This is a genomic window from Microbacterium sp. 18062, assembly GCF_902706225.1.
Classification (GTDB): Bacteria; Actinomycetota; Actinomycetes; order Actinomycetales; family Microbacteriaceae; genus Microbacterium.
In genome coordinates this window covers 48,705-69,755 of the sequence record NZ_CACSKB010000020.1, presented here as the reverse complement: position 1 = coordinate 69,755, position 21,051 = coordinate 48,705, and the positions used below count along the sequence as shown (strand labels likewise).

Annotated in this window: 17 protein-coding genes; 4 read left to right on the top strand and 13 right to left on the bottom strand. The window is 70.7% G+C overall.

Annotated features, from left to right (window positions below; genetic code table 11):
• Positions 1-152: 152 nt before the first annotated feature.
• Positions 153-1,013 carry a CmcJ/NvfI family oxidoreductase gene (locus GVL03_RS09505; protein ID WP_159500753.1) on the bottom strand — a complete coding sequence of 287 codons (861 nt, stop codon included), beginning with the start codon at positions 1,011-1,013 and terminating at the stop codon, positions 153-155.
• A 91-nt stretch (positions 1,014-1,104) separates the two neighbouring features.
• Entirely contained in the window at positions 1,105-2,103 is a 999-nt protein-coding gene (locus tag GVL03_RS09500) for an ABC transporter substrate-binding protein (RefSeq protein ID WP_159500752.1), read from the bottom strand.
• Between the two features lie 355 nt (positions 2,104-2,458).
• On the opposite strand from GVL03_RS09500, the gene GVL03_RS09495 reads away from it, so the two are divergent.
• The 3 genes from GVL03_RS09495 to GVL03_RS09485 all read left to right on the top strand — a co-directional run bounded on the left by GVL03_RS09495 (position 2,459) and on the right by GVL03_RS09485 (position 6,256).
• The gene (locus tag GVL03_RS09495; RefSeq protein WP_159500751.1) at positions 2,459-4,201 is read left to right on the top strand and encodes a helix-turn-helix domain-containing protein; all 1,743 of its coding nucleotides are present in this window, start codon (positions 2,459-2,461) and stop codon (positions 4,199-4,201) included.
• Positions 4,202-4,328: 127 nt separating this feature from the next.
• Positions 4,329-5,420: an LLM class flavin-dependent oxidoreductase gene (locus tag GVL03_RS09490; RefSeq protein WP_159500750.1), complete on the top strand. Its 1,092-nt coding sequence runs from the start codon at positions 4,329-4,331 to the stop codon at positions 5,418-5,420.
• Between the two features lie 44 nt (positions 5,421-5,464).
• On the top strand, positions 5,465-6,256 hold the full coding sequence (locus tag GVL03_RS09485) for a CmcJ/NvfI family oxidoreductase (RefSeq protein WP_159500749.1): 792 nt from the start codon (positions 5,465-5,467) through the stop codon (positions 6,254-6,256).
• A gap of 109 nt (positions 6,257-6,365) precedes the next feature.
• Here the strand turns inward: GVL03_RS09485 and GVL03_RS09480 are convergent, their stop codons facing one another.
• The 9 genes from GVL03_RS09480 to GVL03_RS09440 form a co-directional block, all read right to left on the bottom strand.
• The gene (locus tag GVL03_RS09480; protein ID WP_159500748.1) at positions 6,366-7,787 is read right to left on the bottom strand and encodes an amidase; all 1,422 of its coding nucleotides are present in this window, start codon (positions 7,785-7,787) and stop codon (positions 6,366-6,368) included.
• Positions 7,784-9,304, bottom strand: a complete 1,521-nt coding sequence (locus GVL03_RS09475; RefSeq protein ID WP_159500747.1) for a GMC family oxidoreductase — start codon at positions 9,302-9,304, stop codon at positions 7,784-7,786. Before GVL03_RS09475 ends, GVL03_RS09480 begins: the two co-directional genes overlap by 4 nt.
• Entirely contained in the window at positions 9,301-9,948 is a 648-nt protein-coding gene (locus GVL03_RS09470) for a cysteine hydrolase family protein (RefSeq protein ID WP_159500746.1), read from the bottom strand. The genes GVL03_RS09475 and GVL03_RS09470 overlap by 4 nt, the downstream gene beginning before the upstream one ends.
• A complete protein-coding gene (locus tag GVL03_RS09465; RefSeq protein WP_159500745.1) occupies positions 9,945-10,958 on the bottom strand; it encodes a phosphotriesterase in 1,014 nt (337 codons plus the stop codon). Before GVL03_RS09465 ends, GVL03_RS09470 begins: the two co-directional genes overlap by 4 nt.
• A 3-nt stretch (positions 10,959-10,961) precedes the next feature.
• Entirely contained in the window at positions 10,962-11,975 is a 1,014-nt protein-coding gene (locus GVL03_RS09460; protein WP_159500744.1) for a phosphotriesterase, read from the bottom strand.
• Between the two features lie 41 nt (positions 11,976-12,016).
• On the bottom strand, positions 12,017-13,474 hold the full coding sequence (locus GVL03_RS09455) for an aldehyde dehydrogenase (RefSeq protein WP_159500743.1): 1,458 nt from the start codon (positions 13,472-13,474) through the stop codon (positions 12,017-12,019).
• A gap of 85 nt (positions 13,475-13,559) precedes the next feature.
• On the bottom strand, positions 13,560-15,089 hold the full coding sequence (locus tag GVL03_RS09450) for a glutamine synthetase family protein (RefSeq protein ID WP_159500742.1): 1,530 nt from the start codon (positions 15,087-15,089) through the stop codon (positions 13,560-13,562).
• On the bottom strand, positions 15,082-16,419 hold the full coding sequence (locus GVL03_RS09445) for a Rieske 2Fe-2S domain-containing protein (protein WP_159500741.1): 1,338 nt from the start codon (positions 16,417-16,419) through the stop codon (positions 15,082-15,084). The genes GVL03_RS09450 and GVL03_RS09445 overlap by 8 nt, the downstream gene beginning before the upstream one ends.
• A gap of 49 nt (positions 16,420-16,468) precedes the next feature.
• Positions 16,469-17,413: a PDR/VanB family oxidoreductase gene (locus GVL03_RS09440; protein WP_159500740.1), complete on the bottom strand. Its 945-nt coding sequence runs from the start codon at positions 17,411-17,413 to the stop codon at positions 16,469-16,471.
• A gap of 143 nt (positions 17,414-17,556) precedes the next feature.
• Between GVL03_RS09440 and GVL03_RS09435 the strand changes: the two genes are divergently transcribed.
• Positions 17,557-18,264, top strand: coding sequence for a GntR family transcriptional regulator (locus tag GVL03_RS09435; RefSeq protein WP_159500739.1), 708 nt, complete (start codon positions 17,557-17,559; stop codon positions 18,262-18,264).
• 269 nt (positions 18,265-18,533) lie between these two features.
• Here GVL03_RS09435 and GVL03_RS09430 read toward each other — a convergent pair whose 3' ends face one another.
• Entirely contained in the window at positions 18,534-19,049 is a 516-nt protein-coding gene (locus tag GVL03_RS09430) for a hypothetical protein (protein WP_159500738.1), read from the bottom strand.
• A gap of 3 nt (positions 19,050-19,052) precedes the next feature.
• Complete coding sequence (locus tag GVL03_RS09425; RefSeq protein WP_159500737.1) at positions 19,053-21,023, bottom strand: primary-amine oxidase; 1,971 nt, start codon at positions 21,021-21,023, stop codon at positions 19,053-19,055.
• Positions 21,024-21,051: the final 28 nt, after the last annotated feature.

The window sequence follows — 21,051 nt, the reverse complement described above, 5'->3', positions numbered from 1 at the left end:
GGGCGGGGCGCCGCCTGCGCCCGCCCCTGAGCCAGCACTCGGCTCATCGCACGACCCTCCCGTCTCGGAAGCCGGTGTCGGGCGGCGTGAGGCGGCGGCGTTGCCGCATCGTCGCTGACATCACGGTCACCTCACGTGCATCGCGACCGGGCTCACAGGAAGAACCCGATGGTGCGGAACTCGATGCTGTGCCGGGTGTGGTCCGCCGTGACCGTCGGGTCGCGGAACGCGGAATGGAGAGCGCGCCAGGCGTGGCTCTGATCGCTGTCGTTCAGCGTGAACAGCAACGCCTCGTCGCGGGTCATCTCCGGGAAGTACCACCACTCGTGGTCCGGGTTGTAGTAGAAGACCGACCCGCTCTGCACTGTGGACCTGTCGAGCTCCTCGATCGCCTTCTGCGGGTCCGACGGGAGCTTGTCCACCCACACGAGCGGGTTCAGCACGCCTTCGCGCTGCTCCACCGACTCGTAGTTGCAGAGGGTTAGCGGCCAGTCCTGCGGCGGCTCGTTGATCACCCGCCAGAAGCTCGTCATGATCGCGCGTTTGAACGGCCTGCCGCCCGGGAAGCTCTTCTCGTAGGCTTCCGCGAAACGGCTGACGCCGCTCGGCGCGGAGACGTCGCAGTGCACCTGCGCCGCAGCCGGCTGAGCGCTGCTGTCGCCGGGGGCCTCGCCCATCCGCATCGTCACGTTGCCGGGGATGATGAGGTCGGCGCCGAGCGCCTCGCGCACGGTCTCGAGCGCCGACGGCAGGTAGACCTCGTCGATCTGCTGCTTGTCGGTGAAGTCCGTGAGCGGGCTGGGACTGTTCAGGAGCGTGAACCCGTGACGCTCCAGGGTGAACCGGTCCTGCACCGGCCTGCCGTTGCGGATCGTGACCTCGTAGCCACGGTAGACGCCCGCATCGACGTGATCGCCCGGCGCGACGAAGAGCCCGCTGTTCTTGGAATAGGGGTCGAGGTAGTTCAACTCCCCGACGACGGTCTGGACCTGCGGCAACGTGCTCGTGCTCATCGTTCTGCGCCCTTCCACATGTATCACTTGATTGACGGTGTTCTCGGTGTCTTCCCCGGCCTCTCCGGCCGGTGGGCGAGCTGTGTGCCGCTCACTCGATGGGCGCTCCGCTCCAGAGCAGCTCGTCCAGGGTCGGAACCGTGGAGATGAAGTCGAACTCGGCCATCGCGTCGATCAGTCGCTGGAGGCCCTCCGCGCTGTAGGACGTCCAATAGGTCTGCAGCAGAGCCGTGGCGATGACCTCCTCCGGCAGCTCCGTGTACTGGCGCTGGATGTCCCTGATCGCCTCGGAGTCCGTGTTGAGGTACTCGTTCGTCTCGGTCAGCGCCGCCGTGAAGCGCTCGAGCGTGTCCTCGTTCTCGGCGATCCAGTCTGTCGTCGTGAAGAACTGCGTCGTCGGCGTGCCGTCCAGGTAGTCGTTCGACGGGCTGCCGAAGCTGCGGAACCCCGCGTCGAGGGCGGCCGAGTAGAAGCTCCCGACGTTGACCGCGCCGTCGATCTGTCCGTTGCCGACCGCTTCGTTGATGTTCGGCAACGGCATCTCCAGGAAGTTCACCGTGGACGGGTCGCCGCCGTTCGCCTGGATCGCCAGCATCGTCGCCAGGTGCGGCACCTCGTTCAGTCCCGGCATCGCGAGCGTGGTGCCATCGAGGTCGCCGTAGCCCTCATAGGGGCTGTCGGCCGCCACGAAGAAGCCGTTGGACGGCTCGGCCTGCGGGAATGCGCCGCTGTTCGGGAAGACTCCTCTGACCGGGAGTCCCTCGGCCACGGCGGCGACGAGAGTCGCGCCGCCGATCATGGAGATGTCGACCTCGCCGGAGATGATCTGGGGCACCACCTGCGCGGGGAGCGCGCCGCCGGGGATGGCCTCGACCTCCAGACCGTGCTCCTCGAAGATGCCGTTGTCGATCGCGTAGTAGACCGGCTCGTTGTTGATCGGGGCGACGAGCACCTTGAGCGGCGTCAGCGCCCCGGGCTCGGAGGTGTTTCCCGCATCCGCGTCCGATGCGGTGGTCGTGCAGCCGAAGAGCATCAGCCCCATTGCTGCGGCGGCCCCCGCAGCGCCCGCTCGGGTCAGAATCCTGGTCATCAGATCGCCTCTCATGGATGTCCCGATGTGCGGCGGCCGGGACGGCAGCGTCCCGGCGTCACCCGCACCGGAACCCGCGGCTCTGCGGGCACCGTGTCATTGCGGCCTCGTGCGTGCACGTCGCCCGCCGCATCCCGCGGGATCGGGCGCCGTACGGCATTCACGCTAGACGACGCCCCCGCTCCTCGAACATGTCAATCCGGGACCATGCGACGGCCCGGTCGCGGCAGCGCTTCGACGCCCCGTCGCGACGTGCGGCCGGCTTGCGGGGAGGTCCGTTACACTCCCACGTCAGCGCTCGATATCGCGGTCGGGCGTCCACTCGACATCGTGGTCAAGGGTTGGAGGATCGGAGATGACCGTCACCGTGCGCGGTTCGGACGTCGTGGCCCGACTGGACGCCGACTACCAGAGACGCACCGCCCGGGCTCGCGAGGCCTTCCTCGACGCGTCCTGGACGGGGAACGACGCCACCCACGTCGTGCGACGGGATCTCGTCCAGTCGTGGAAGCGCTCGAAGGACAGCGGGGTGATCCCGGACGATCCCCTGATCCCCCGGTTCGACGGCGAGTTCCGTCCCGCCGGGCGTCTGGAGGAGGCTATGGGACCGATCATGGCCCGGCTGAACCACCAGTGGGAAGGCGCCGGGATCTGGGCACTCGTCTTGGACCGGGCCGGCGTTCAGGTGCTTCCCGCGGCCGGAGACCCCGCCCATTTCACCTCCCTGGACCGGATGGGCGCCGTCCCGGGCGCGGTGTTCCAGGAGTCCGTCTCCGGCACGAGCGGCGCCACCCTCTCGCTCGTGCGGATGGAGCCGTCCGTCGTGGTCGGCAACGAGCATTTCCCGACCAACGCCACGCCGTCGGTCACGATCGGGATGCCGTTGCGCGATGCGTTGGGCCGGATGCAGGGGCTGCTCGTGGTGTGCAGCCGCGTCGAGTCGGCGACGCCTCTGCTGATCCCGTACGTGGCCGACCTCGCCGACGCGATGAACGAGCGTCTGGTCGCGACGACCGATCACGGCGACAGGGCGTTGTTCGGCGAGTTCCTGCGCCGTTCGGCGACTCCGTCGACGCCGGTGGTGGTCATGAGCGAGCGGTTCTGCGGCATGAACACCGCCGCGCAACAGCTGCTCTCCGCGCCGCACGAGTTCGAGCTCGTCCGGAACGAGGCGCGGGACGCCGTCGCAGGAGGGCGGTCGGCCTCGTTCTCCCTCTCTCTGGGCGGCGACACGTATCAGGTCCGTTGCCGCGCGCTGGAGAGCGGATCGGGACCATACGGCGTGGTCGCCACCCTGCACCGCGTCACGGACTCCTCGACCTCGGCCGGTGCGCCGCCGGGCACGCGCACGGATGCTCAGCCCGCGCGCATCCTCGAACGCGCGCGGGCGCATGGCGTCCGCGCGCTGGTCCAGGGCGAGCGCGGCAGCGGTCGAGGACATCTCGCGCACCGCTCGGGATCGCTCGCGGAGGTCGATGCGGCGGATGCCGGCCACGACCCACGGCGATGGCTCGACCGGCTGCGCGGCCTGCTGACGCGCCGGAGCGTGCTCATCCGGGACATCGACGAGCTGCCCGCCGACATCCTGCGGGCGGCGCTGACGATCGTGGACGAGTCGGCGTCGTGGTGCGTCGCGACGGCGGGCACGGCCGCGGGGACCTGGGCGGAGGCCTTCCCCGTGGTGGTGACGTGCGCGCCCCTGCGTCAGCGCCGCGCCGACATCCCTTCGATCGTGTCGGCGGTGCTGTCCGATTCCGGGAACGCCGACGTGCGCTGCAGTGCGGAGGCGCTGAGCGTCCTCACGACACGCGACTGGCCCGGCAACGTGAGCGAGCTGCGCCGAGTCGTGCTCCACGCGCTGGTCGCACAGAGCGGCGGACGGATCACGCTCGAGCATCTGCCCAACGAGATCGTCTCGGACCGCCCGAGGACCTCCGGCAACGCGATCGACAGGATGGAGCGCGAGCTCATCTTCGAGGCGCTCAAGAACGCGGGCTGGCGCCGCGACGCGGCAGCGGACGCGCTCGGCATCTCACGCTCCACGATGTACCGCAAGCTCCGCCGGTTCCCGTTCCAGGTGCCGAGCAGCCGCACCTGACCGAGACGCTCCGCGTGGCGCCGATCCTGCGGGATGGTGCCGGATTGACACGATCGGTCCACGAGGTCCGCTCATAGCCTGGGCCGCAGACACCGGTATCGGCGGTATCAGGGCAAAGGAGCTTTTCATGCACATCGGACTGGGACTCGGATTCGGCAAAGGCAATCCCGCGTTGAGCGACCACGACGTCTACGCGGGCGAGACGGCACTCGCGTTTGAGGCGGAGTCGCTCGGCTTCGACAGCGTATGGGCGGTCGAGCACCATTTCACCGACTACTCGTTCTGCCCGGACAATCTTCTCTGGCTCGCGCACATCGCCGCACGGACCTCGAGGATCCAGCTGGGCACCGGAGCGGTGATCCTGCCGTGGAACGCCCAGCCGATCCGGGTGGCCGAGAAGCTCCTCATGCTCGACCACCTCTCCCGGGGCCGCGTGATCTTCGGCATGGGTCGTGGGGTCTCCCGCAAGGAGTACGAACCGTTCGGCATCGATCCCGGGACCTCGCGCGGTCGCTTCGACGAGGCGTCGAAGCTCGTCGTGGACGCGATCCGCACGGGGGTCATCGAGGGCGACGGCCCGTACTATCCGCAGGTGCGCACCGAGTTGCGACCGGGTCCCTACGCCAGCTGGAACGGCCGTCTCTACACGGGCGCCGGAACGGCGGAGTCGGCTGCGGTCGGCATCGCGAACGGCGCGGGCCTGATGTCCTTCGTCACGCGCCCGGTCGACCTGTACGTGGACCAGTGGGCGGACTACCGGGCCCAGTACGAGGCGAGATGGGGCGAGGAGGCGCCGCCCATCTCCATCAACCTCAACCTCTACACGCACGAGGACGGCACGCTCGCGCACGAGCGGTTCCAGACCTACGTCGACACCTTCTTCGTGAAGAACGTCGAGCACTACGACTTCGCCGGCACGCAGCTCGCGGCCACGAAGGGCTACGAGAACTACGCGAAGATGTCGGAGCGGATCAACTCGCTGGGGATCGAGAAGGCTGCGCAGGAGTATGCCGACAGCGCCCTCTCCGGCACGCCGCAGGAGGTCGTCGACAAGATCGTCTGGATGCAGGAGCAGGTCGGCAGGATCAGCATCGTCCTCGCACCCGCCTTCGGCGGCATGCCGTACGACCTCGCGCACGAGAGCGTCCGACTGTTCTCGGAGAAGGTGCTGCCGGTCATCAAGCAGCACTCCGCCGCCACGCAGAAGGTGGGCGTGTGACGCCCCCGGCGGCGCTCGCGGCGTCGAACAGGAACGAGGAGAGCATGAGTGCCATCGAGACGGAGATCACGTACTACACCCCCGACCGACGCGTCGAACCCGATGTGCGCCCGGATTTCAACGCTTTGCCGCTCCAGAGCTGGCCGGTCCGGATCGAGGACCTGCGTCGGGGGAGCACCTCCCTCGATCGCGAGGGCTTCCAGCTCGTGGAGAGCCGCTCCGCCGTCCGGGACTTCCACGACCTCGACGAGGTCGACGCCGTGTACGTCGAGGAGATGAAGGAGCTGGTCCGCGAGACGACGGGGGCGACGACGACCAGGCTCTCGGGCAAGCCCGGGCTCCGCTCGAGCGCACCCGTCGACCGGCGCGGCGCGGCGTCGATGATGACCGGCTCCTTCGTGCACGCGGACGTGAGCCCGAAGGGCGCGCAGACCTATCTCGACTGGTATCTGCCCGAGGAGGCGGAGCACTGGCGCGAGCGCCGATGGGCCATCTTCAACGTCTGGCGCCCGTTCTCGGCGCCGCCGCAGGACTGGCCGCTGGCAGTGTGCGACACGCAGTCGGTCGACCCGGGCGACACGCAGCTGTGCGACATCGTGCTCACCACGCGGACCGGCGATCGGCAGTGGGAGACCCAGGCCTACGTGCACAACCCCGCGCACAGATGGCTCTCCGCGTGGGACATGACCCGTGACGACGCGCTTCTCTTCCGCACCTTCGACACCGCCTACGACGAGCCGGTGCCGCACAGCGCGTTCGTGAACCCCACGGCGCCGCCCGACGTGCCGCCGCGCGAGAGCGTGGAGATCCGCATCTTCGCGCTGTTCGAGGACTGACCGGACTCGTCCGTCCCGCAGGAGCGCACAGAAGCCGGCCCCGGAACCATCCCGCCTCGGCCCCTGGGCGAGGCGGGAAGCTTCGAGACGAAGGGGCGCGGCGCACCCATCACGCCTCGGCAGCGAGCACGGGGCGACGGGCCATCACGTCGGCCACGGCGCTCTCCCAGGTGAGGGCGAACTCCAGCAGCAGCCGGTCGCCGCGGTAGGGACCCACGAACTGCACACCGATCGGCAGGCCGCCGCCCGAGAACGACATCGGCATCGACAGCGCGGGCATGGCGGTCGCGGTGATCCGGCTGCACGAGCGCTGCCACGTGTAGTACCGCTCCATCGCCACGCCATCGACCTCGATCGGGTACTCCCACTCGACCGGGAACGGCAGCACCTGCACGCACGGCGCCAGCAGCAGGTCGTAGTCGTCGAACAGCGCCTGGAACCGCCGGAACATGCGGGTGCGGGCAGCGGCAGCGCGCACGATCCGCTCCGCGTCGAACTCCGTCGCCCACGCCACGTCGTCGCGCACGGTCTGCTTGACCAGCTCGGGGTGCAGGCGGGCGTCCTCGCCGTGTCCGTCGAAGAACTCGAGCGAGCGGAACGTCTCGAACACGAGGTCGGCCTCGCCGAGGTCGATGTCGACCTCGACCACGTCGGCTCCCAGCCCCGCCGCGAGCTGCGCCGCGGCCTCCGTCGCCGCGCGCACCTCGGGATCGAGGGGCAGACCGCCGAGGTCGGGCGAGTACGCGACCCTCGCCCCGCGGAACGATCGCGGCGAGAGCGAGCGGAACAGCGAGGGATCCTCGTCGATCGACATCGGCGCACGCCGCTCCGGGCCCGCGATGACCGAGAGCAGCAGCGCGGTGTCGAGCACGTCGCGCGTGAGGACTCCGAGCACGGATCCCGGGTCCCAGGCGTTGCCCGGCCGGGCGGACGCGACCCGGCCCGCCGTGGGACGCAGGCCCACCAGATTGCCGAACGAGGCGGGGTTGCGGATGCTGCCGCCGAGGTCCGAGGCATCCGCGAACGGCAGCATGCCCGAGGTGACCGCGGCCGCCGCGCCCCCGCTCGAGCCGCCGGCGGAGCGGGAGAGGTCGTAGGGGTTGCGGGTGGCGCCGAACACCTCGTTGAAGGTGTGGGATCCGGCCCCGAACTCGGGGGTGTTGGTCTTGCCGACGAACACGGCGCCGGCGTCGCGGATGCGGCCGACGATGACGCTGTCGGCGGTGGCGACGTTCTCCGCGTAGATGCGCGAGCCGTGGGTGGTGGGGAGCCCCGCGACATCCATGAGGTCCTTCACGGCGGTGGGGACGCCGTGAAGGGGTCCGCGGATGACGCCGGCGGCGAGCTCCCGATCGCGCACCCGCGCCTGGGCGAGCGCGTCGTCCGGGCGGTAGGACACGATCGCGTTCACGGCGGGGTCGATCTCGTCGATGCGCGCCAGGTGCGCCGCGACGACCTCCTCGGAGCTGAACCGGCCCGTGCGGATGCCGTCGGCCAGCGCACGGGTGGTCAGCCCGGTCAGCGCGGTCATGCCGACGCCTCCTCCAGCAGCATGGCGGCGACCTTCTCCCCCATCACGATCGCCGGCATCGCGGTGGTCGCCCGCGGGATGGTGGGCATGATCGAGCAGTCCGCGACGCGCAGGCCCTCCACGCCGAGCACCTGGGCCCGCGCGTCGACGACGGCGAGCGGGTCGGCGGCGACGCCCATCCGGCAGGTGCCCACCGGGTGCCAGTAGTTGTCGGGGTTGGCGTACAGGTGCGCCGCCAGCTCCTCTCGGCCGAAGGTATCCGGGCCCGGGTGCAGCTCCGTGCCGACCAGGGGCGCCAGCGCGGGCGATGCGGCGAGCTCGCGGAGGATCTCGGCCCCGTCCATCAGCATCCGCACATCGATCCCCTCGGGGTCGGTGAGGAAGCGGTGGTCGATCACGGGCTTCGCCTCGGGGTCGGCGCTGCGCAGCCGCACGTGTCCGCGCGAGCGCGGCAGCAGGGCCGACGTGCCGATGCTCCACCGTGTGAGGTCACCGCGGTGGGTGGGGCTGTACGGCAGGAAGTGCAGGTCGAACGCCTCGGTCTCGACGCTGGACGCCGCCTTGCCCATCGCCTGCTCGTCGGGCGCCCATCCCGCCGAGCGTGCGGCATCCATCCGCGCGCTCATGGCGTCGGAGCCCTCGAAGCTCATGAGCAGGAACGGCTGATCGTGCAGGTTCTCCCCCACACCCGGCAGGTGCTGCACGAGCGGGATGCCGAGCGGCGCCAGCTGCGCATAGGGGCCGACGCCCGAGCGCAGCAGCACCGTCGGGGAGTTGTAGGCGCCGCCGGCGAGCACGACCGTGCCGGCGTGGACCGTGACGCTCTCGCCACGGTGCTGCACGACCACGCCGGTCGCCCGCCCGTCCGCCACGATCACCCGATCGACCAGCGCCTCGCCGACGATCGCGAGGTTCGGCAGCTCCCGGACGGGGTCCAGGTAGGCGAAGGCGGAGTTGACGCGCACGCCGTCCTGGATGTTGACGTCCTCCGGGGCGAAGCCGGCCGCCTCGTCGAGGTCGTTGAGCGTCGCGACCCGCGGCATGCCGACCGCGGGGGCGGCGTCGTACCAGGCGTGCTGCCAGGGGGTGAGCTCGTCCGCGACGTAGCGGCGCACCCGCATTCGGCGCGTGCCCTCCTCGAACAGCGGGAGCAGGTCGTCGGCGGCCCAGCCGGTGAGCCCGGACTCGGACCAGGCGTCGTAGTCGCGCCGGTGGCCCCAGGTCTGCGTGCAGCCGTTGAAGTCGCTCGACCCGCCGATCGCGCGGGCGCGCTCGAAGCCGACGGTCCACGGGTAGGTGTCGCCGGAGTCGTAGCCCCAGTCGTGCGAGCGGCCGAGCCGGGTGGCGTCGAGGATGTCGGCGGGCCAGGCGGGCGAGCCCTGCGCACCGAAGTCCGGACCCGCCTCGAGCACGAGAACGTCCTTGCCCGCCTCGGCGAGGCGGGCTGCCACGACGTTGCCGGCGGTGCCGCCGCCCACGACGATGTACTCGGCCGCCTCGGGCAGCATGGCGCTCATGAGTCCTCCTTCTCGCGGGCGGTCTGCTCGAGCCAGTCGGCCACCTGCCCGGAGGTGACGAGGGCGTCGCGCTGCAGGTAGCGGATGGCCTCGAGCGCGGCGTCGTGGGCGCGCAGGCTCGATCCGCCCACGCAGTCGGTGAGCACGCGCACGCGGTAGTCGTGCTGATGCGCGTCGACGGCGGTGTAATGGATGCAGACGTCGGTGAGCCCGCCGACCAGCAGCAGTGTCTCCGCCTTGTAGGCCTTCAGCACGATCTCCAGCTCGGTGCCGAAGAACGCCGAGTAGCGCCGCTTGCGGATCACGAACTCCTCCGGCCGCGGGTCGAGCCACGCCGCGATCTCGGTGCCGTCGTCGCCCTCGATGCAGTGGGGGCCCTCGGCGCCGTCGAGCTCGCGGCCGATGTCGATCAGCGACCGTTTGTGCACCTCCTGGATCCACACGACCGGGATGCCGGCGGCCCGTGCGAGATCGACGGTGCGCCGTACGCGCGGCCGGCGCTCGGCGGCGCCGCCCATGTGCGGGATCCCGCCGTCGCCGAGGACGACGGTGCCGGCGCCGCCCTGGATGTCGACGACCACCAGAACGGCGTTGCCGACGACGTCGAGGGCGGGAGCGGGAGCGGGAGGAGTCGAGTCGGTCATGGGCGCTCCAGGAGTCGGCGCGGGTTGTGGATGAGGATGCGGTCGGCCAGGTCCTGACCGCCGAGCGCGGCGATGGCGGGGCCGATCCGGCGGAAGAGCTGGTCGTAGCCGTGACCGCCGTTGCGGTGCAGGTGCGACTGCATCCAGATGTCGGCGCCGATCACGAGCTGGTCGCCGTGACCCTCCGACAGCAGCCACTCGACCATCGCGAGTCGCTCGGCGTCCGAGGGGCTGCGCAGGGCGGCGCTCCCGTAGAACGCGTCGGTGCCGAACGTGTCGTAGGCGAGCATCGCGCCGGCCTGCGCGATCTCGCGGTGGTAGCCGGGGTCCCACAGCTCGTCGAGGTGTCCGATGACGACCCGGTCGACGGGCATGCCCTCGGCCAGCAGCGTCTCGAGCACGTCGACGCCGCCCTTTCCCCGGAACGACTGGTGCGTGTAGACGGCGGCACCGGTCTCGGCGCCCGCCCGGGCGGCCGCCCGCGCCGAGCGCCACTCCGCGTCGGTGATGGGCCAGCTCGTGCCGATCTCGCCCAGCAGCGCCGGCAGGATGCCGGTGTCGCCGATGCCGGTGCGCAGCTGCCCGAGCAGGATCTCGGTGAGCGCGTCGACGTCGGCGGCCCGCACGTGCTCGGGCATGGTCTCCTCGACGTAGAAGCCGCCGCCGACGATGATGTGCACGCCCGCCGCGCGGGAGACCTCGGGCAGCAGGTCGAGCCGGCGCCCCATGCCCTCCAGGGTGAGCTCGACCACGGCCGATCCGCCGGCGGCGGCCACGTGCGCGAGCTCCGCGCCGGCCGCCTCGGGGTCGTCGAGGATGAGGTTCTCGGGCACCGACAGTGCGTTCCAGCGCAGGTATCCGGTCAGCTCGGGGCCGATCGGCACGCCCTCCGGAACGGGCTCGGTGGGGGTCTTCGCCCACAGGCTCAGGTCGCTGAGCACATGCTCGTGGATGGAGGTCGGCCCGAGGTCGGCGGCCTCGATGGGCCCCAGGACGGTGTGGATGGGCACGGGTCACTCCCCGAAGATCGCGCGACGCGGGTTGTCGCGGTGGATGGCGTCCAGGGTCTCGACATCGATGCCGGACTCGACGGCGATGGCACGGAACTCCTCGAACAGGAACGTGTAGCCCGGGCCGCCCAGGGCGCGCAGGTGCGAGCGCTGGCAGACGTCCTGCGAGAGCAGGACCCGGTCGGCGTAGCCCGCGTCGATCAGCTGACGCAGGTACTCGATGCGCCGGTCGATCTGGTGGCGGATGAGGTTCCCGCCGATCCGGCACGTCATGAGGCAGTCGAACTCGACGAACGCGCCGCGGCGCAGCAGCTCGAGCGAGTAGTCGACGCTCTTCACGGTGTCGGCGTGGCCGATGACCACCCGGGAGGGGTCGACGCCCTCCTCGCGGAGGATCTCGAGCTGCGCCAGCCCCGTGGGAAAGCTCGCCGCATGCGTGGAGACCATGACCCCGGTCTCTCGGCTCGCGCGGCCGGCGGCGCGGAAGGAGCGCTCCTCGGTCGCCGTGATGTGGGACAGATCGGAGGCGATCTCGCCGATGATGCCCGCGCGCACCCCGGTGCCGGGGATCTCGTCGAGCAGGTCGGCAATCAGGAAGTCGGCGATCCTGTTGGTGGAGTTGCGGTCGAACCAGAGCTTGTTCAGGTAGGTCTCGTAGTAGTGGCCGGTGCCGAGGACGACCTGCACACCGGTGCGCTCGGCCATCTCCTTCGTCGCGAGCACGTTCGCGGCCGAGCGCGATCCCGTGTCGGGGTTCTGCTGCATGACGCGCAGGTCGGAGCTCCATCCCACCGGCGCCGCGTAGTCGCTGAGCTCGCCGTTCGTCATGTCGATGAGGGTCGAGCCACCGGCCGCCGTGAACAGCGCCAGCTCGGCGGCCATCTCCTCCGCGACGTTCAGGTACCCGTCCTGCGGCGTCGTGCGCGTCATGTTGATGTAGACGTGCTCGTGCGGCAGGGTGACGCCGAGCTGTGCGGGCCCGATGGGCCCGGTGACCGTGTTGACCGTGGTGACCACGTGGGCTCCTCGTGAAGGGGGGATCGGGTGATGTGCGGCGATCAGATCGCGATGACGACGCTCTTGGCCTCGCAGAAGCCGCGCAGGCCCTCGTCGCCGAGATCGCGGCCGAGCCCGGACTCTCCCACGCCGCCGAACGACAGCGCGGGGTCGAAGACGTTGTAGGTGTTGATCCAGACGGTTCCCGCCGTGATCGCGGCGGCCATGCGATGCGCCCGCGAGAGATCTCGCGTCCAGACGCCGGCGGCGAGGCCGTAGGACGTGTCGTTGGCGATGCGCACCGCATCCGCCTCGTCGTCGAACGGGATGATCCCGACCACAGGTCCGAAGATCTCCTCCCGCGCGATCGTCATGTCGTTCGTGACGTCGGCGAACAGCGTCGGCTCGACGTAGAAGCCCGGCTCCCGGACGCCGCCGCCCGCGACGAGGGTGGCGCCCTCCTCGACGCCGCGACGGATGTAGCCGAGCACGCGCCGGCGCTGCTCCTCGGACACGAGCGGGCCCACCGTGATGCCCCCGTCCAGGCCGTCGCCGACCGGCACCTTCCGCACGGCCGCGGCGAGCCGCTCGGTCATCTCCGGCAGGACCGAGCGCTGCACGAGAAGGCGGCTGCCGGCCGTGCACATCTGCCCGGAATGTCCGAAGGAGGCACGCATCGCGGTGAGCACGGCGGCGTCGAGGTCGGCGTCCTCGAAGACGATGTTCGGGCTCTTTCCGCCGAGCTCCAGGGTCACCCGGGTGAAGTCGTCGGCGGCCGCGTGTGCGACGGCCCGCCCGACCTCGGTCGATCCGGTGAAGCTGATCTTCGCGATGCCGGGGTGCGAGGTCAGCGCCGCGCCGACCTCGCCGTCGCCGGTGAGCACGCTGACGACGCCGTCGGGGACCCCCGCCTCCTGCAGGATGCGCGCGAGCCGCAGCAGGGTGAGCGGGGTGTCCTCGGCGGGCTTGGCGACGACCGGGCAGCCCGCGGCGAGAGCGGGGGCGAGTTTGAAGGCCGCCGTGATGATCGGGAAGTTCCACGGAAGGATGAGTGCCGAAGGTCCCACCGGCTCCATCACGGTGTAGACGTGGTGGGCGCCGCCGTCGATGGGGACGACCGTGCCGCCCAGACGCGAGGGCGCCCCCGCGAAGTGCCGGAAGGTGCGCGCGGCGCTCAGAGTGTCGGCCCGGGAGCGCTCGATCGGCTTGCCGTTGTCGCGCGTCTCCAGGATCGCGAGCTCCTCGAGGTCGGCCTCGATCAGGTCGGCGACGCGGTTCAGGATGCGCGCGCGGTCGAGCGGCGCCATCCCCCGCCAGCGGCGGTCCCGGTGGGCGTCGACGGCCGCGGACACCGCCGCATCCACATCGGCCGCGGTCGCGTCGGCGACCGTCGTGATCGCCTCCTGCGTGGCGGGGTCGACGACCGGGCGGAGGGCCCGCCCGCCCGCGGCGACCCACTCCCCGGCAAGGAAGAAGGGCTCGTAGGCCGGCAGCGCGGCGACGGTCGATCTGATGCTCATTCGTTGGCTCTCTCTGCGGCGGGGCTCGGTGCGCCGGGGACACCGGCGTTCCAGGATGATGCGGAGATCCCTCTCCGGGGTCGCATCAGAAGATGTCGAAGTATTCGCGTTGTTCCCAGTCTGAGACGTGGCGGAGGTAGCGGCCGTACTCGGCGCGTTTGATGGTCGCGTACCAGTCGACGACGGTGGTTCCGAGCGCGGTGCGGAAGGCGTCGTCGGCGACGAGCGCGTCGATGGCGTCGCCGAGGGATGCGGGAAGGGGCGGCGCGTCGGCGCGGTAGGGGTCGGTGGTGGGTGCGGGGGGCACGAGGCCTCGTTCCATGCCGTCCATGCCGCTGATCAGCTGGGACGCGATGTACAGGTAGGGGTTCGCGGCGGGTTCCCCGGAACGGTTCTCGAGTCGGGTGGCGGGGTCGCCTGCGCCGCCGACGGCACGGATCATGGCGCCCTTGTTGTCGATGCCCCACGCGATGCGGTCGGGGGCGAGGGAGAACGGCTGGTACCGCTTGTACCCGTTGACGGTCGGGGTGGTGAACGCCGCCGCGGCCGGGGCGTGCGCGAGCAGGCCCGCGAGGTACGCGGAGCCGGTGAGGCTGAGGGTCGTGCCCGGAGCGTCCGGCACGAACGCCGCCGCGCCCGTGGTCAGGTCGTACAGCGACTGGTGCAGGTGCCATCCGGTCGACGCGCCCTCCGCGCCCTGCGGGCGCGACATGAAGGTCGCGTGGTAGCCCAGGCCCCGCGCGATGCGGCGCACCGCCATCCGGCACAGCACGATCGCGTCCGCGATCCGGGCCGCGTCTCCCGCGTCCATCGTGATCTCGAACTGGCTGGGCCCGAACTCGAGCTCGATCGACCGCAGCGGCAGGTCCAGGAGGGTCAGGCCCTGGTAGAGCGCGTCGACGAGGGGCTGCATCGCATCGAGGGACTCCTCGTGCAGCAGCTGCGCGCCCCGGGTCGTGGGCGCGGCGGTCACCGCGTCGCCGGGACGACCCGGAGAGGCGACGTGCGCCGCGGTGAGCTCCTCGCCGGTCATCCGGTACACGTGGAACTCCAGCTCCGCCCCGACCGTCATCCCGTAGCCGCGGGAGGCGAGGGTCGCCAGCTCCGTGCGCAGGATCGACCGGGTGCACAACGCCACCGGGGAACCGTCGGGGAACCGCAGGTCGCACAGGATCCACGCGGTGCGGTCGGTCCACGGCAGCACCCGGAACGTCTCGGGATCGGGCACCAGCACGATGTCGCCCGCCCCGCTGAACCCGTCGATGCCGACACCGGTCTCGGCGCTGAACACCGAGAACACCGACTGGCCCGAGGTGTCCTTCAGCAGCAGCGAGCTCGGCACCGTCAGCCCCGACCGCAGCACCGCGGGAACGCCCGCGCGGGTGATCGTCTTGCCGCGGAGGATGCCGTGCTGGTCGACGAACGAGAACCGCACCATCTCGACGCCGATCTCGTCCATCACCCGGCGCATCTGCCCCGCCGCCGCGTACTGCGCCTCGCTCCATAGGTCGTGCCGGGCGACGAACCCGGTGCGCTCGGCGGCGAGCATCGGCCGCGCCGAGACCCCGCCGCCGTTCTCCGACACCGGACGCTCGTCGACGTTGCGCTCACGCATCGACGGGAACCTCCGCGCTCATCAGCGGACCCGCCCACGGCGACGCCTCCCGGCGCTCCCGTTCCCGCTCCACCCACCGCTCCTGCCACGCGTCGTTCGCCGCGATCGTGTCCATCGCGACCGGACCGGTCAGCTTCGCCGCCTCCGCCCCGCTCACCGGATGCGACGGCGTCTGCCCGCCCGCCGCGAACGCCTCCATCGCCCGCAGCAGCAGTCGGCGGTTCGCGCTCACCGCGCGGTCAGAGACACCGAGGCGTTCCACCGTGCGGTCCTGGATCGCCCCCATGCTCTCCACCGCCCACTGGTCGTGCACATTGATGTCCAGGCCCATCCCGGTGTAGGTGAGCTCCTTCTGCTCCCGCGGATCGAAGCCCCAGTTGTTGCTCCGGTTGCGCAACGGCCGGTAGTCCGGAAGGCTCACCCCGTCCAGGCGCTGCTGCAGCAGGGTGTCCTTGTCCGTCGTCTCCGCGAAGTCGTACCAGATCATGTACCAGTAGTGGTTCTCGTCATCGATCGGCACATGCCACTGCGTGAACACCTTCGTGTTCCCGAACGGCACCACGAACGCGTTCGGGAACATCAGGTTCGTCACCCGCACATGCTTGATGTCCTCAGTGAGCTGACGCAGCGCATACACCCGCAGGCCGTGCTCGGCGCTCTCCACCTCGATATCGGGGCGATAGCTCTCACCGACGAGCATCGAGAGCTTCTTGCCCGTCCCCTCGACCTCCTCGGCGAACTGCTGCCCGTACATCTCGCGAGGGTCCTCCTGGATGAACCGGTGCAGGAACGAGACGTGGCTCGGGTCGATGCCGCCCTCCAGCCCCTGCAGCCAGTTGCACTCCCACAGGCCCTTGAACGCGAACGTGTACTCCTCCGGCGCCACGAAGCAGTCGTAGTCCGGGAACGGCGGCGCCTCCCCCGCCCCCATATACGCGAAGATGATCCCGTTGCGCTCGACACACGGATAGTTCGCGATCCGCACCTTCCCCAGGAACTGGCTGTGATCCGGCTCCGCCGGCTGCTCCACACACCGCCCCTCACCGTCATAGAGCCACCCGTGATACAGGCAGCGGATGCCGTCCTCCTCCAACCGCCCGTACGAGAGATCGACGCCACGATGCGCGCAATACCGGCTGATCAGACCCCACCCCTCACGCTTCTTGAACAGCACCAGATCCTCGCTCATGATCCGCACCTGCTTCACCGGCCGCTCCCCCGGCATCTCCGACACCAACCCCGCCGGCTGCCAATACGACCGCAACAGATTCCCCAGCGGCGTCCCCGGACCCGACCGGGTGATCTTCTCGTTATCTTCCTGCTTGAGCATGCGATGCGCTCCTTCAGTGCGGTTCGGGGGTCGGGATTCGGTGGCGTTCTCAGGCGTCGAGGACGAGGAGCGGACAGGCGGCGCGCGAGACGCAGACCATCATGCAGTCGCCGTGCGCCTTCTCCTGGGCGGTCAGGACGAAGTCGCGGTGCTCCGCCTCGCCGTCGACGATGCGCGTCTCGCAGCTGCCGCAGATGCCCGACTCGCAGTCGGAGAGCACGTCGACCCCCGCCCCGCGCATGACCTCCAGGATCGACTCCTCGGGCTGCACCTCGAGCTCGAGTCCGCTGCGATCGAGGCGGATGCGGAAGGGCCCGCCGGGCTCGTACTCGATCTCCGGCGCCGAGAAGTACTCGACGCGAAGACGCGTCTCGGCGTCGGGCACGGCCTCGGCCAGGGCGGTCAGCATCCGCTCGGGTCCGCACGCGTAGACGAGTGCGCCGGGCGACGCGGCGACCTCGGCGACGAGATCGGCCCTCGTGCCCTCGTCACGGGCGATGACCGTCACGGCGTCGCCGAGCGGCGCGAGCTCGTCGAGGAACGGCATGCGGGTGCGCGAGGCGCCGAGGTAGAGCAGCCGGAATGCCGCTCCCGACCGCGCGGCAGCGCGCGCCATCGGCAGGATCGGCGTGATCCCGATACCGCCGGCGATGAAGAGGTACTCGGGCGAGGGCTCGAGCGAGAAGTGGTTGCGCGGCTCTCGCAGCACGAGCTCGTCGCCGGGGCGGAGCCGTTCGTGCACGGCGCGCGAGCCGCCGCGGCTGTCGGGCTCGCGGAGGACGGCGATGCGGTAGCGGGATGCCGCGGGGTCGCCGCACAGGGAGTACTGGCGCACCGGCGCGCCCGCCACGACCAGATCCACGTGCGCGCCCGGCTCCCACGCCGGCAGGGCGCCCGAGAGCGGCTCGAGATCCACCGAGAGCACGCCCTCGGCCTCGCGGACGAGCCCACGCACCCGGACGCGGATGTCGACGATCTCCTCGGCAGTGGACATGGATGGATCCTAACATGGCTTTCCTGGATCCAATATGTTCCTCTTGGGACGCCACGCGATGGCGATCGGGGTCCACGACGCCGCCTTCTGCTACCGTTCCCCTCGTGCGGCAGGGGGTCTGTGCGCGGGAGGAGAAAACGCATATGGCCGGTGCTGACGAAACGTCCGCGCACGCGCTCGTCGACGAGATCGCCGCGAAGATCCGCGCGCGAATCATGAACGGCGACATCCCGATCGGGTCCCAGCTGCGTCAGGCGGAGCTCGCGACCGACTTCGGCGTGAGCCGTACCCCGGTGCGCGAGGCGCTGCGTCAGCTGCAGACCGGCGGCCTCATCGACGTGGTGCCCAACCGGGGCGCCGTCGTCCGCGTCCCCGCCCCCTGGGAGGTGCGCGAGGCGTACGAGGTGCGCGCCGAGCTCGAGGCCCTCGCCGCGGCCCGCGCGGTGAGTCGCATCTCGAGCGCCGATCTCGAGCGGCTCCGCACCGCCAACCAGGACATGTACGAGCGCTCGGCCGTCGCCGGCCGCTCCGGCACCGAGCGTGCGCTCGAGAGCCGCCAGGAGAACGACATCTTCCACAACACGATCGCGACCGTGTCGGCCAACGCCCGGCTCGCGCGCTCGATCGAGGAGATCAACGAGACCTTCCCCCGCAACGTCTCGGCGCAGCTGCTGGTGAACGACGACCGTCACCGCGAGGAGAACTACCAGGAGCACCTCCGCATCCTCGAGGCGATCGAGCGCGGCGACGCCGAGGCCGCGAGCGCCCAGATGCGCGCGCATGTGCTCGGCGCGGGCGAGCAGCTCGCCCGGTGGTACGAGCGTCGCAGCAGCACGGTGTTCACCGGCTGACCCGGGCGGTTGAGCCGGCGAGGCCCGGCCGATCCCGGCCGAGCGGACTGAGCCCGGCTGAGCCGAGGTGCCTCACCCGCCCGTTCTGTTCACAGCTCATGACGGTTGCTGCGCGCCGCCCGCGTTTCCGGGCGCCGCCGCCGTCTCCGGCCCGAATGTCATGAGTTGTGAACGGCCGATGAGGCAGCGGCTTCTCCCGGATCAGCAGCCGGGGTCGCTGACGACCAACGAAGGAAGCGAAATCTCCCCACTCCGGGGAGACTTTCGGATCAGTGCGGCTGGACGAGGGCGGCGGCGGCGAGCGCCAGGAGCGACGCGGACATCGCGAGGTGCTGCACCCGGTCGAGACGATGCGCCCGGCGCGCGGCGAGCAGCGACGAGACGGCGAAGACCCCGCTCGCCGCCACGAGAGCGCCGATCACGAGCGTGGCCGAGGAGCCGTGATGGGATGCGGCAGCGCCGCCGCCGTGCCCGCCCGGCATCACGAGCATGAGCGCCGCCATCAGCACCGCACCGATCGCGGAGGACACCCGCATCCGCGTCAGCGCGGCCGGCTCCGGAGTCCGGCGCCGGCGTGCCCCCAGCGCCATCGCGAGCACCGTGACGAGCGCGCTCCACCCCACGACCGGCAGCACCGAGGCTCCGGTCACGATGTCGAGCATGGCCGCCAGCATCACGAGCGAGAGCAGCAGCTCACGCACCCGGGGGCGCGGCCCGTCGAGCGCGACGCAGCACGCCCCGAGGCCCGCGGCCCCGAGCGCGCCCAGGTGCAGCACCTCGCCCACGGATCAGTGGCAGGCGCAGGCGTGCCCGCCGCCCGCCATCGGCAGCTCCGTCCGCGCGGCCCGGGCGTCCGCGGTCGGTGCGTGGCAATGCGCCTTCGACACCGACGGCGGCACGTCGAGCGCCGGGTTGCGGTCGAAGAAGCCGTCCGGCTCCATGCGGAAGCCGATGCGCTGCAGCGGCATGATGGGCCAGTCCTCGGGCCGCACGTAGTGGTGCACGCCCACGATCGGCCACACCACGAGCTCCGCCCCGTCGAGCGGCCGGTCGGCCTGCTGCCAGGCCGTGATGCCCTCCTCGCCGAGCGGCGCCTGGTTCGGGTACTCGCCGGCGATGAACCGCTCCGAAGGGTCGTACGCCGTCGCCCACAGATGCTTCGCGATGAACGGCGCCTTGCGCTCCACGACACTGCCCGGCTTGGCGAACAGACGCGTCGTGTTCGGCAGCACCAGCCGGAACGAGGTCGGGTCGCCGTAGCGGTTGGTGCGCTCCGTGCTCTCGATCCGCCAGTGCACCGCACGGGAGGCGTCGTTCGAGCGCGCCGCCTCGCTCTCGGAGCCGATCGTCGTCGAGACCATGCGCACGGCGTTGCCGAAGGGGTTGAGCGTCTCGTCCTCCTCGACCTCGGCGTGCACCTCGACGAGCCGGTTCCTCGGGCCGTCGATCGCGGTGTCCATCCGGATGGCGAAGTAGTGCTGGTGGGTCGGCGCCTGCACGTGGGGGGCCACCATCCGCCCGTAGGCGGGCTCGGCGCCGTCCTCGATGCCCGACACCGAGAGGATGCCGGTGAGCTTCACCTCGAGCTCGATCGCACCGTCCTGGTAGAGCGACCAGTAGAACCCGTAGTCGTAGTTGGCGACCGTCGCGAAGAAGGAGATCACGAGGCGGCGCTGGCGACGGACGTCTGCCTCGCCGGTGCGCGTGTTCACGTGCTTCCAGAGGATCGAGTCGTCCTCCTCGTGCATGCAGATGCCGTTGACGATCGTCTTCGCGTCGCCGTAGCCGTCGATGTAGTGCGCGTCGAAGTACCGGATCTCGCCGAGGCAGTCGCAGCCGAGCTCGAGGGAGGCGGTCAGCGGCCCCGCGCCGTACTCGCCCCAGTCGAAGAAGTTCTTGCGGTACGCGGTGGGGTCCGCGTCGAGGTACGGCACGTACATCTCGTTGATCGCGGCCCGGCGCAGGACCGGGCGGAGCGTCTCGCCGTCCTGGTAGCCGACGTCGTGCAGCACCAGCCCTTCGCGGTGGGTGAACCCGATGCGGAACGACCAGTTCTGCCAGGTGACCGAGTGGCCGTCGACGTGGAAGCCCGGCCCTTCGGGCTGGATGATCTCCAGGGGCGCGACCTCGCGGTCGGGGCCCCAGGTTCCGGAGCGGTAGTTGCCCGTCTCGCTCGCCATCGGGATGACGCCGTGGTCCTCGAGGCGCACGATCTCGAGCGTCTCGAGATCGATGATCGGCACGAGGCCGGCGACGGGGCGCGCGTACCCGTTGTCGTCCTCGGACTCGCGATGCCACACCGTGCCCCACGAGAGGCGGCGGTCGGCGAGGTCCTCCGGCTCGAACCCCGTGATCGACTCGGGGTCGACCCACACGAGCGACGAGTCGTGGATGCCGCGCCGCGCAAGCGCCTCCTTGAGGATCGGGCTGTTGCGCGCCGCGACCGCCACCATCCGTGCCTCGTCGGACGAGACGCCGGGGCGCTTTGCGTCGACAGGGCTCCACCCCGAGAGGCTCGCCTCGCGGTCGCTGCCCGAGGTCCACCCGGTGACCTCCCACGCGGCGTGCGCGTCGGGGTTCATGACGACCAGGCGCACCGGCCGCCCCTGCCCGGGGCTCAGCGCACGCGCGAGGCTCTCCTCGACGGCGATCCCCCAGAACCGCGGACGCTCGCCGATGCGCTCGTCGGAGCGCACGAGCGCGGCGATCTCGGTGATCTCGGCGGGTGTGACCGGGTCGCTCCAGGTGCGGATGGTCATGAGGTCCTCCTCCAGGCTCGGGGGCGGG

What these genes read in the sequence shown, in the direction of transcription:
- GVL03_RS09505 (WP_159500753.1), bottom strand. Translation starts at nt 1,013, where the DNA reads ATGAGCACGAGCACGTTGCCGCAGGTCCAGACCGTCGTCGGGGAGTTG.
- GVL03_RS09500 (WP_159500752.1), bottom strand. Translation starts at nt 2,103, where the DNA reads ATGACCAGGATTCTGACCCGAGCGGGCGCTGCGGGGGCCGCCGCAGCA.
- GVL03_RS09495 (WP_159500751.1), top strand. Translation starts at nt 2,459, where the DNA reads ATGACCGTCACCGTGCGCGGTTCGGACGTCGTGGCCCGACTGGACGCC.
- GVL03_RS09490 (WP_159500750.1), top strand. Translation starts at nt 4,329, where the DNA reads ATGCACATCGGACTGGGACTCGGATTCGGCAAAGGCAATCCCGCGTTG.
- GVL03_RS09485 (WP_159500749.1), top strand. Translation starts at nt 5,465, where the DNA reads ATGAGTGCCATCGAGACGGAGATCACGTACTACACCCCCGACCGACGC.
- GVL03_RS09480 (WP_159500748.1), bottom strand. Translation starts at nt 7,787, where the DNA reads ATGACCGCGCTGACCGGGCTGACCACCCGTGCGCTGGCCGACGGCATC.
- GVL03_RS09475 (WP_159500747.1), bottom strand. Translation starts at nt 9,304, where the DNA reads ATGAGCGCCATGCTGCCCGAGGCGGCCGAGTACATCGTCGTGGGCGGC.
- GVL03_RS09470 (WP_159500746.1), bottom strand. Translation starts at nt 9,948, where the DNA reads ATGACCGACTCGACTCCTCCCGCTCCCGCTCCCGCCCTCGACGTCGTC.
- GVL03_RS09455 (WP_159500743.1), bottom strand. Translation starts at nt 13,474, where the DNA reads ATGAGCATCAGATCGACCGTCGCCGCGCTGCCGGCCTACGAGCCCTTC.
- GVL03_RS09450 (WP_159500742.1), bottom strand. Translation starts at nt 15,089, where the DNA reads ATGCGTGAGCGCAACGTCGACGAGCGTCCGGTGTCGGAGAACGGCGGC.
- GVL03_RS09445 (WP_159500741.1), bottom strand. Translation starts at nt 16,419, where the DNA reads ATGCTCAAGCAGGAAGATAACGAGAAGATCACCCGGTCGGGTCCGGGG.
- GVL03_RS09440 (WP_159500740.1), bottom strand. Translation starts at nt 17,413, where the DNA reads ATGTCCACTGCCGAGGAGATCGTCGACATCCGCGTCCGGGTGCGTGGG.
- GVL03_RS09435 (WP_159500739.1), top strand. Translation starts at nt 17,557, where the DNA reads ATGGCCGGTGCTGACGAAACGTCCGCGCACGCGCTCGTCGACGAGATC.
- GVL03_RS09425 (WP_159500737.1), bottom strand. Translation starts at nt 21,023, where the DNA reads ATGACCATCCGCACCTGGAGCGACCCGGTCACACCCGCCGAGATCACC.